Raw genomic sequence first — 10,643 nt, 5'->3', positions numbered from 1 at the left:
TTGATTTGCCCTATTTTTGCCGAAAATTTTTACAAATGGAATCAACAAAAAAATCTACCGGCCTTTATTGGGTTTTGTTTTTTGCCTCTGTTGCGGCTTTCTTTTTAGTGTATGCAGTAGGCGGTGGATATTGTTCCATGGTATTGCCTTTTGTAGTTACCTTCTTTGCAAAGTCATTGGATTTAATTTAATCTTTTAATTTTTTTTGGTACCGGCATGTTGGCTTTGGGCATCATCGTTGCGTCGCACTCTTGTACTTGATATCGTTGTGCAGCAGCGGGCTTTATAATTCAAGTGCACCTATAAATTTCAACCGCTTTTAATAACTGGATTAGTATAACGAAATTTAATTCGCTCCATGTCTCTCTCAAATTTAGGAGCTCCCAGCCGAGGCTCCAAGATTGGCGTTGCAGCAAAGCCGTGGGAGTCGGCGCTATTCAGGAAAGCTGTTCAACTCTATATCATCCAATTCCCGAAAATTCAACACTGGGTAAAAACCTCATACTGCTCCGAGTCTCTCCTCAAATTTAGGAGTTCCCAGCCGAGTCTCCACGATTGGCCTTGCAGCAAAGCCGTGGGAGTCGGCGCTATTCAGGAAAGCTGTTCTAATTAGTTGGCGTAGTATTTTTTTGATAAAGAAATACCGGAAGCTGCTAATTTTTTCAATGTTTGGTAATCATCCCCTTCAGCACTTCCATCAATACTGTAGCGTATCCCACTTGTATGGGTAAGTAACTGACGGAAAGTGATGGTTTTAAAATTGGCACCAAAACTCCAGTGGGCAGGCAGGTGCTTCCAAACAGGCAGATTCAGGTTGCTCATACCTCCTGGCAGTTCACTCATTTTTTTTATAAGTGCAGTAGCCATGATGGTTTTGCTTACACTGGCAATGTCATATTTTTCATACATAGTCATAGCCCTGGCGGGTGAATTTTGCATGGTTCGGCATTGGCCGCCAGCATGGTTTGTTTTATAATGACCCTGATAAGAAACAATAAAATTGTACCCAACACATTTTCCTTTTAACCTGAAAGCAAGTGTATCAGCAAGTTTTTGAAAATCGGGTCCGGCTGAAAGCCTCTCTTGTGTTTCACTTTAAAATTCTTTAGCACTATTTTTATCAATTGATTTTTCTACAATATTTTTTTTACAGGATATTGCAAACAGGGCGAATGAGAAAATTATCGTTTTTGCTGTTGAAATTTTTTTTTGACTCATGGCATTATTGATTAAATTTTTTATAGTATGAGTTGATGGTTATTTTATTTTTTGTGTAAGTGCATCTATTTGTTGCTGCATTTTTTCTATCAGCCCAAACATTATTTTATTTTTTTCATTGGCTGCTTCAATTTGAAGTTGTTGTTCCTGTATTGCCTTTACCAGCGGCACTACAAACTCTGCATAGGCAAGCGAATAATGGTCTTTATCATTTTGTGGTATTTGTATGCCGCTAAAATTATAGCCGATTTTTTTTGCCGCACTTTCTACCTGTTGTGCACTAAAGCCACTGTATAAAATATTTTCTTTTCCGGCAATTGGTATTTCCTCTCTTTTACAAATACTGTCTGCAGCCTGCCCGTATAAAAATCGATTTAATTTTTGCACATCCATATTATACACAATAGGCTGTAATTGCAGGATAAAATCAAGCCCATGTGTTTCAGGCTGCACATTTTTCTTAAACCGTATGTCGCTGATATTTGTCCACGGAGCAAAGCCGCCAATGCTGGTGATGGAAGTATTACCAAGCCTCACTTGATTGGAAGCTGTAAAAGTTGCTGTTCGTCCCACAGCGGTTGAGTTAGAAAAATTACCACCACCGCTTACCGGTCCGGCATCCGTTCCAATAGCAGTATTGTTGCTGCCAGATACGTTGTGGAACATAGCCTGGTATCCCATGGCCACATTGGCCTGCCCGTTAGTGTTTAAATACAAAGCATTAAATCCTGTTGCTGTATTCCAGCTTTCGTTTGTATTGGTTAATGCACCTGCACCTACACCAGTATTAAAGCTGCCATTTATATTATAAGTCAAGGCATATCCACCAACAGCTGTATTATAGTTGCCCAAAACGTTATGCTCAAGGCTTGACATTCCTATTGCTGTTCCCCTAAATCCTACTGTATTTGAATACAACGACCTGAAACCAATTCCGGTATTGGCATTTTGCATGTTATTGTAAAGTGCTGAATCGCCAATTGCTACACTAAAATTGCTTGAAGTATTGCTGCCCAAAGTACCAATACCTATAGCAATATTTTCACGTCCGTCTGTGTTACTGGCAAGTGAACCAGTACCAACTGCTGTATTATCAAACCCGGTTGTATTGGAAAACATACTTTGAAAACCAATGGCTGTATTGTGATTGGCATCCAGGTTATTTTTTAAGGACTGATAACCCAATGCAGTATTTTGAAAACCGATGGTGTTACTGAATAATGAAGTACGTCCAATAGCAGTGTTTTGAAAACCTGTATTGTTGCTGTACAATGACTGGATGCCTACAGCAGTATTAGCCCCGCCAGTTGTATTTGAATAGAGGGCTTTTGAACCAACGGCTGTGTTGAAACTTGCCAGGTTATTATACAATGCAGAATCACCAACGGCTACAGAATTACTGCCTGTGGTATTGTTATACAATGCTGATGTACCTATTGCCAAATTGCTGTGCCCACTAATATTATTAAAGAGGGTTTGCCAGCCTGCAGCAGTATTGTCGCTACCGGAAGTATTAAAATAAAGTGCTTCTTTTCCGGTGGCAGTATTGTTATTTCCTGCATTATTATTATCAAGTGCAAAAGCTCCGGTAGCAGTGTTATTATTTCCTGTTGCATTCGCAAGAAGTGCATAGGTTCCATTGGCCGTATTGAAATTGCCATTATTAAAATGTAGTGCCCAGGCGCCGGTGGCGGTATTATCAAAACCAGTGCTGTTATAATAAAGTGCCTCCCTGCCATTAGCGGTATTAAAACTTCCGGTAGTGTTTGAATAAAGTGCCCCTCCTCCTGAGGCGGTATTGCGATACCCGGTTGTGTTGGTGAAAAGCGCTTTTGAACCAATAGCTGTATTGTCTGTAGCATCAACAGGGTTTGCTACACCGGTGCCATTATTAAATAATGCTGAATCCCCTACTGCCACCAAGTTTGAGCGGTTAGTATTATTAAACAATGCAGCACTTCCCATAGCAGTATTGCTATACCCCGTGGTATTGTTCAGCAATGCAAATTGTCCATTGGCGGTATTGCCGCTGCCTGAAGTATTATAAATCATAGATTGAAAACCTGTGGAAGTATTGTAAAAGCCATTAGTGTTAGCCTTCAATGACTGATTGCCGATGGCAGTATTATTATATCCGGTATTGTTAAATAAAAGAGCCTGGTAACCGAAGGCAGCATTGCTGAATCCTGTTGTATTTGCATTCAATACATTAAAGCCCACGGCAGTATTTAAAGAACCGGCATTGCCACCCTTGCCAATCATTACACCATTTACAACAATATCTGTTGCAAAAGTTTTGTTTCCGTTAATGGTTTGTGCCGTTGTTAAATCAACAAAATTGCCAGATGCATTTGCCGCTGCCCATGCAGTGCCATCATAGATATACAAACCTCTTGCTAAGTCAGTCTGATAAAGTATCAATCCTGTTTTGGGAGAAACGATGGCTGATTTTTGCGCCGCTGTCATCCTCGGCGGCAGCAGGCCTTTGCTGGTGGAGTTTAACTCTAATAATGCCGAAGCATCCGGTGCTGTAGTGCCAATGCCCACGTTTTGTGCAAAAGAAATTGTACTAACGGTTACAGACAATACAATAGTGAAGATGATTTTTTTCATGTGTGAATTAATTGAGTGTAATTATTTTTTTAACATTTTTTGACAGAGAAAAAAAATTTAAAACAGTTTATTCATTTTAAAGGTTAACATAAAAAATAAAAAAAGCAGTAAGGCCGATACATGGATGGCTATAAATAAATACTGCAATGCTTTTAGCCAATTATTCCATTGGCTGTGTACAATACAGTAAACGGCACACCCAACAACTATAGCTTCAAAACATAAAACCATTATTTCCCTGGTATCAAAAAAATGCTGGCGGATGCTTAATTGCTTTTGTGTCCAGTAAATAAAGACCATCAAACCAGCAACTAAATTTATAACGGGCATTAAGTACAAAAACTTATTGCTAAAAAGCTGGATGAATACCACAGACAGGTGAATGAAAATTATCAACACCACTATACAAATTACCAACAGGTCAGTCTTGTTCATGTTGAAGGTTTACCATTTTTGATCCGCTACTTGCCGCAGTATATTATTTGTCTTTATATTTTTTATGATAACGCATCTATTTCAATTAATAATTGCAGCAATTTCCCTTTTTGTACATCTTCACCAAAAAATTTTAATGCCGCCGGCACAATCATTTTTTTTCCTTTTACCGCTTGTCCCCTCTCTGCTTGCAGCCGCTGGTTAGGTATAAATACATACTGCAGCCATTGGGCAAAATCATTTCCGCTAATGATAATCTTTTCTTCAAAATAATTTACCCACTCAGGTGGCTCCTTTTGCCAAAGCCCGTTATTTTTCATCTCCTGTTCCAGCTCTTTCATTTTATACACAATATTATTTTCTCCACTTATCATATTTTGGCTGTTCGCTTTGTAAAACTATTGCAGATAATAAATTGCATTTTATTGTAATGAGGTAAATGTTGCAGTTAGTTATGCAACGGCTGCCAGCCCCTTTCTATTAATTAAGTATTTAGGCAACGGTATATTATATTGAGGGAATGAAAGTAACCTCCAGCTTAATTTGACTACTTTTATTACTAAATTATTTTTATCTGCAAGAAAAAAAATATCACTTTATTGGTGCTTCTCTTTACGGGGCTGTTTAATGGCTGTGCACAAAATACAGATTACATCTTCAGGCATATTACCATCAATGAAGGTATGATAAGCAATAAAGTAACAACCCTTTACCAGGACAAAGAAGGATTTATGTGGATTGGCACACAAACAGGTTTACAGCGATATGACGGCACAAGGTTTAAAAATTATTTGGCAGATATAAAAGATACTGCTGCGTTACAATCTGATTGGATAAGCTCCATTTTTGAAGACAGTAAAAACCGGCTATGGATTGGCAGCGACCTCGAAGGCCCTTATACGTTAAACAGGGCAACAGAAAAATTTTACAATTATAATCTGCATACGCCTGCCAAAAATAAAATAAATGGAATATGGCATTTTACAGAAGATAAACAAGGCAATATTTGGATTGCAGGCCATGATGGGTTATATAAATTGAATGAAGTAATCAATCAATTTGAAAAATACAATAGCAGATTAGGGTTTGATAAAAATAGTAACACAGGCTTTTTAGCCATTGATTCAGAGAATAATTTTTGGATAGGTACAACGTCGGGTATTAAATTTTATAATCAACAGCAAAAAAAACTGTATGGCAATAATTACAATCCATTCCACAATCCTGTGTTTGATATAAAGGAAAGTATTGGCTTTATATTAATGAAAGCAGATGAGCTTTGGGTTACCTGCAGCAGAAAGATTTATAAGTACAATTTTTCAACAAATAAAATACAGGCATTTTCATTTGATAAACTAACCCGAAAAAAAAATGGCCCGGCAGATCAAAAGGAAATTATTGGAGGGTTGTATTGTCTTCAGGATGGAAAAGTAATTGTTCCATTAGCCGGAAGGGGATTGGCTATTTATCAACCGGATATAAATAAATTTTTTTTTGTTGAAGCAGATAATACAAAAGCATTTACCTATCATATAAATGAAAACAACAACAGTAATATTTGCATAGCACAAGACAGGGCAAAAAATACTTTTATCGGTTCTGATAAAGGAATAAATATTTATAATACTGACAAGCAATTTTTTCAAACACACTCCCCCGGAATAGAAAAAAATAATCTTTTTCCCAAAGAACCTGTAAATGATTTTCTTCAATTGCAGGATGGTAATATTTTAATTAGCTATTACAGTATAAATGGCGGTATTGTAAAAATGGACAGCAATTTTAATTTTAAAAAACAATATTTATTAAAAACCAGGGAAAATAAAAACTCAGGAAGCAACCAGATTTGGAACTTGTTTAAAGATGAAAAAGGGATTATCTGGGCACCCACTCAAAATAAAACCATATTAAAATTAAACCTTTTAAATAATAAATTAACAGAGCAAAAAGATTCGGTACTTTCTGGCCAAGTCAATATTATTAAGCAGGATAGTGCAGGCAATATCTGGATGGGGCATTGGAAAAAAGGACTTGTAAAGATTGATGCTGTAACTCACAAAAAATATTTCTATTCTCAATTTATTTTTTCTGATTCTACTAACAAAAAAAGGGTGCAATGTATTTTATTGGATGGAAACAGAATATGGGCAGGGACTCCTCAAAATGGTTTACAGTTATTTGATAAAAAGGAAGAAAAATTTATTGAAGCCTATGTTATAAATACAAAAAACAAAACATCCATCAGCAACAATTGCGTTACAGATATTTTACAATATAATAGGGATACATTAATAATAGCTACCTTAATGGGTGTTAATATTTTTGATAGAAAAAACAAAACCTTTAAAGCCATCACGTCGAGGGAAGGCCTGCCAAATAACCTGGTGCAAACTATAATGAAAGATAGCCAGGGGAATGTTTGGGTTGCCTGTTATGATAACGGGCTTTGTAAAATAAACATGCAAAATTTGTCAGTTATTAATTATGATGTTAATGATGGCAATACAGATAATATTTTTACCAGCAAATTTTTACAGCTAAAAAACGGAAAGGTATTAATTGGCGCTTCGGGTAGTTTTATTTCATTCAATCCATCATTGATTGCCGCAATAGCGCCACCTGCTGGCGTATGTATTACGGGTGTGCATATTTTTGAAAAAGAAATAATTTTTGATTCATTACTTCTTACCCATCAGCCCCTAAAACTTTCTTATAAAGAAAACTCCCTTCGGATTGAATTTGCATCTGTTGAATTCTGGAACCCGGGCAGTGTACAATATTTTTATAAATTAAATGGCGTAGATAAAGATTGGATAAAGGCCGATAAAAGCCAGGCTGCTGTGTACAACCAGTTGAACGATGGCAACTATATTTTTGAAGTAAAGTGTGCAGGCAGGGAGGGTATTTCTTGCAAAGAAATAACCATGTTTAAAATTATTATCTGCCCGCCTTTCTGGAAAACATGGTGGTTTATTTTTTTAGTAACTGCAGCAATAATTTTTTCATTATATAATTTTATTAAATGGCGTGAAAAAAATATTAAAACCATAAATGCTACCAAATTAAAAGTACAACAGCTAAATGCGGAGCAATATAAAAGCAAACTGGAACTGGAGCAAATTATCAATTACTTTTCTTCTTCGCTGATTGATAAAAATACGGTGGATGATGTATTATGGGATGTAACAAAAAACCTGATAGGCCGCCTGGGTTTTGAAGATTGCATACTGTATTTGTGGAACAGCGATAAAACAAAAATGATACAAAGGGCAGGCCATGGACCGAAAGGCTCAATAGAAGACATTGAAAATTTACGGTTTGATGTAAGCCCCGGGCAAGGCGTGGTAGGCCATGTAATGCAAACCAAAGAACCTGTGTTAATCCCTGATACTTCTAAAGACGCAAGGTACAGGGTAGATGATATTGAAAGATTAAGTGAGATAACAGTGCCGGTTATTTATAACAATGAGCTAATTGGTGTGATTGACAGTGAACACCAGCTAAAAAACTTTTTTACACCACAACACCTGCAGGTATTAAACACCATTGCCACCCTGATGGCCAACAAAATAAAATCTATAGAATCGGAACAAGACTTGCAACAAACAAAAATAGAAATACTGGGCATCAACGAAAAATTATCGGAGGCAAAATTAGAAGCATTACGCAGCCAGATGAATCCTCATTTTATTTTTAACAGCCTCAATGCCATACAGGAATGTATCCTTACCAATAAAGTAGATGCTGCCTATAAATACCTTTCTAAATTTTCAAAATTACAGCGAATGGTACTGAATAATTCTGCCAAAGAATTTATTTCTTTAAGTAGTGAATTAGAAATGCTGCGGTTGTACCTGTCTTTAGAATCGTTGCGCTTTAGCCAGTCATTTACTTATTCAATAGAAATTAAAAAAGAGGCAGATGCAGATGAAATAAGGGTACCTTCCATGATTATCCAGCCGTATGTTGAAAATGCACTCTGGCATGGTTTACGAAATAAAACCGGCGAAAAAACACTAACTATAACCTGTGAAGAAAATGCAGGTGAACTAACAGTTACCATTGATGATAACGGCATTGGAAGAACGCAGGCCGCAGCCATTAAAGCTCAAAAGCTGGGTGCGGCAGAGCCAAAAGGAACTGTGTTATCCGCTCAAAGGATAAGCATCCTTTCGTTAAAATACAATGCCAGTATTTTTATTGAAGTAATTGATAAAACAGGTGATAATAATCAACCGGCAGGCACAACGGTTATCATCAAACTTCCATCCGATATTGAAACCACTAAACCATAGCTATGCTACGTATATTAATTATAGATGATGAAGCAGCCGCAGGTAATATTTTAAAACTGCTGATTGAAAAATTTATTTCTGTAGAAAAAGAAGTATGCTATTGCAACAACCCGGAAACTGCACTGGAATTTATTAAAAACTTTGAACCTTCTTTAGTAATGCTGGATATTGAAATGCCCAACATGAGCGGTTTCGATTTTTTGAATCAGGCTATTGGTAACAGCTTTGATGTAATTTTCACTACTGCTTTTGATCAATATGCCATTAAAGCCATCCGCTTTAGCGCCCTGGATTATTTATTAAAACCAATTGATAGTGTGGAGTTGCAAAATGCTATCAACCGCCATATTATTAAACAACAACTGCATAAACAAGATCACCAATTACTGGTAAATAACCTGCTGAACAACCTGCAGCAAAAAGCACCCGAAAATTTTAAGCTGGCTTTATCCATGCAGGAAGGGGTTTCTTTTTTTGAGCCTTCCTCCATTTTATATTGCGAAGCAGATAATAATTACACCCGTTTTATTTTCATCAATCATAAACCGGTGATGATATCAAAAACGCTTGGTGAATATGAAGAGATTTTGGAGGGACATGGCTTTATAAGAATCCACAAATCTTATTTGGTAAATAAAAAATATATTACAAAAGTGGACAGAGAAGGCATGGTATGGATGAGTGATGGGAAACCTCTTGCAGTATCAAGAAGAAGAAAAGAAATGCTGATGGGATTTTTAAAAAAATAAATACCAGGTATAGGAATGAAGGGTTTACAGCTTTCTAATAAGCTGTAAACCCTTCATTTTTATTTTACTTCCTTCCCTTCCGTATCAATGTATTTTGCTTCCGTGGTTGGTATGCAATAAGAACACTAACTCGTCCTATTTTAGGATAAGACACACACAACTCTCCCAGGTCTTTGTCCTCACCGACCTGTAGCGAAATGAAATAACTTGCCACTCGACGAAGAGTGCGAATTTTTGCTCGTGTTGGCCCTCCCCCAATCCACCCCAATTACCTAGCTGCCCCGTGAGCCGCCGTTGTGTCTTTTGATCAACGGCAAAAGGTATGAACAGCTTACACTTAGTGGTAAAAATAGTATGCTTCCAACACTAACAATGTGTAAGAACACGAAAAGAAACATTCCTTCATTAATGCTAACCTCTTTTAAAAGCCAGGCTTCGGCTGTTGGTCAAAAGACCAGACAGCGGCCTACCAGGATAGCTTCGTTCTTTTAAAATCATAAAAGGAAGGGCAAAAAGAGAGGCGCTCTTATGGACCGCCTCTCTTTATTAATCACCTACGATTTTAAAAATTCAATATTTACCATTTTTACATAATTGCAAATAGCAAATACCCTATTTCAATCCATTAATAATAGCCACAAACTCATCCGCAATCAGCGACGCACCACCCACCAATCCGCCATCAACATCGGGCTGGCCAAAAATTTCTTTTGCATTGGCAGCTTTTACGCTTCCGCCATATAAAATTGAAATGCTTTCTGCAACGTCAGCACCATATTGGGCAGCCATCACAGCACGAATGTGTGCCTGTATTTCCTGCGCCTGGGTGCTGGTGGCTGTTTTGCCGGTACCTATTGCCCAAATGGGTTCGTAGGCAATGATAAAGCCGGTCAGTTGCTCTGCGGATAAATGAAACAGGCTTTCTTTTAACTGGTTTTCTACAAAACTATTTTGTGTACCTGCTTCCCGGATCTCCAATGCCTCGCCACAGCAAAAAATTGGTTTTAATCCGTTGTCAAAACAAATATTAATTTTTTCGGCAAGCGTGTCGTTTGTTTCATTGAAATACTCCCGTCGTTCGCTATGGCCAATAATCACATATTGAATACCGATACTGGTAAGCATGGTAGCACTTACTTCGCCTGTAAAAGCGCCCGATTTTTTGCTGTAACAGTTTTGTGCTGCAACAACAATATTGGGTTGCCCGGTTAATGATTCTTTGATGGTAACCAGGTAGGGAAAAGGAACGCCCAGAATTACAAGCCGGTTGTCATTCAGGTTCAGGTCGGCCTGTGCAATTTCTTCTGTTAACGCTTTACCCTGTTCCAATGTC

7 protein-coding genes and 1 pseudogene are annotated in these 10,643 nt (G+C 37.4%); 3 read left to right on the top strand and 5 right to left on the bottom strand.

Going from position 1 to position 10,643, the window contains the following annotated elements; genetic code table 11:
• Nucleotides 1-191: hypothetical protein (locus H7254_RS16320; protein WP_301933976.1), on the top strand; the 191-nt coding region annotated here is incomplete at its 5' end.
• Between the two features lie 418 nt (nucleotides 192-609).
• Here the strand turns inward: H7254_RS16320 and H7254_RS16315 are convergent.
• The 4 genes and pseudogenes from H7254_RS16315 to H7254_RS16300 form a co-directional block, all read right to left on the bottom strand.
• Nucleotides 610-1,011: pseudogene (locus H7254_RS16315) on the bottom strand (serine hydrolase domain-containing protein); the annotation flags it as partial.
• Nucleotides 1,012-1,257: 246 nt separating this feature from the next.
• Complete coding sequence (locus H7254_RS16310) at nucleotides 1,258-3,831, bottom strand: tail fiber domain-containing protein (protein ID WP_301933975.1); 2,574 nt, start codon at nucleotides 3,829-3,831, stop codon at nucleotides 1,258-1,260.
• Nucleotides 3,832-3,888: 57 nt separating this feature from the next.
• Nucleotides 3,889-4,266, bottom strand: a complete 378-nt coding sequence (locus H7254_RS16305) for a hypothetical protein (RefSeq protein ID WP_301933974.1) — start codon at nucleotides 4,264-4,266, stop codon at nucleotides 3,889-3,891.
• A gap of 62 nt (nucleotides 4,267-4,328) precedes the next feature.
• Complete coding sequence (locus tag H7254_RS16300) at nucleotides 4,329-4,640, bottom strand: YqcC family protein (protein WP_301933973.1); 312 nt, start codon at nucleotides 4,638-4,640, stop codon at nucleotides 4,329-4,331.
• A 228-nt stretch (nucleotides 4,641-4,868) separates the two neighbouring features.
• On the opposite strand from H7254_RS16300, the gene H7254_RS16295 reads away from it, so the two are divergent.
• A complete protein-coding gene (locus H7254_RS16295) occupies nucleotides 4,869-8,561 on the top strand; it encodes a two-component regulator propeller domain-containing protein (protein WP_301933977.1) in 3,693 nt (1,230 codons plus the stop codon).
• Nucleotides 8,562-8,563: 2 nt separating this feature from the next.
• Nucleotides 8,564-9,310, top strand: coding sequence for a LytTR family DNA-binding domain-containing protein (locus H7254_RS16290; RefSeq protein WP_301933972.1), 747 nt, complete (start codon nucleotides 8,564-8,566; stop codon nucleotides 9,308-9,310).
• 612 nt (nucleotides 9,311-9,922) lie between these two features.
• Here the strand turns inward: H7254_RS16290 and tpiA are convergent.
• On the bottom strand, nucleotides 9,923-10,643 hold a 721-nt coding region (gene tpiA, locus H7254_RS16285; protein ID WP_301933971.1), incomplete at its 5' end, for a triose-phosphate isomerase.

The sequence above is a fragment of the Ferruginibacter sp. genome (assembly GCF_014377975.1).
In the GTDB taxonomy this organism is placed as follows: Bacteria; Bacteroidota; Bacteroidia; order Chitinophagales; family Chitinophagaceae; genus Ferruginibacter.
This window is presented reverse-complemented; position numbering and strand designations above follow the sequence as displayed.

Bases quoted from the DNA above. Each gene is read 5' to 3' on its own strand.
- H7254_RS16310 (WP_301933975.1), bottom strand. From the start codon at position 3,831: ATGAAAAAAATCATCTTCACTATTGTATTGTCTGTAACCGTTAGTACA.
- H7254_RS16300 (WP_301933973.1), bottom strand. From the start codon at position 4,640: ATGATAAGTGGAGAAAATAATATTGTGTATAAAATGAAAGAGCTGGAA.
- H7254_RS16305 (WP_301933974.1), bottom strand. From the start codon at position 4,266: ATGAACAAGACTGACCTGTTGGTAATTTGTATAGTGGTGTTGATAATT.
- H7254_RS16290 (WP_301933972.1), top strand. From the start codon at position 8,564: ATGCTACGTATATTAATTATAGATGATGAAGCAGCCGCAGGTAATATT.